The sequence below is a fragment of the Chryseobacterium sp. HNCC26DJ238 genome, from assembly GCF_057180465.1.
Genome location: NZ_JBXUGI010000055.1, coordinates 1 through 649 on the forward strand (window position 1 = coordinate 1; position 649 = coordinate 649).

Below are 649 nucleotides of genomic sequence, written 5' to 3' on the forward strand. Positions count from 1 at the left end.
TATAGATATTTTCGTTATGTTGATAAGCAGTTTTAGCCAAATCACCAACATGCTGGATCGGTGTACTCCCCGAAGTCAGCTTTTCATTCCTGCTGCTGTTATAACCGTAGAACTGGGGTTTGGTATGTACTGCTTTGAGCTCAACCCTGATATCGTTGGCACTGCTCCCATAGGTCAGCCTGATGGGTTTGTTCTGCGGTGGAAGCTTCCCGAAGTGAAGGACTTCACCGTCATAGTAAAACTGCTCACCATACGCTTCCGCCATTCGCGCCAGGTAATTGTAATGCGTCTCATCATACTGGCTGCTGTACACAATCTGGGAATAATCATTCGCATCGATCCTGATATCGAAACGGCTTCTGTCAAGACCCTGTTTAATCACTTCTTCGGCAATAATGCCCATATTCACCGGCTGACTGCCTCCAAAACTCTGGATATGAGGCGCACCGTCGAGTAATACAGTCGGACTGTATCCCGATAATACGATATTCCCAAGACTCATCCTTTCCTGGCTGAATCCCACTCCCGTGATCACACCAACAAAAGTGCGTTCAGGACTTTTTTCAATGTCTTTATAGGAAATTACAGCCGTGAGCCTTTTCCCTAAAAATTTATTCGCTTCTTCTAAGGTATGGTTCTGACGGTCTCC

At 45.9% G+C, this 649-nt stretch carries 1 pseudogene; it reads right to left on the bottom strand.

Annotated features, from left to right (window positions below):
* Positions 1-649: pseudogene (locus AC2A07_RS19680) on the bottom strand (Vgr family protein); the annotation flags it as partial.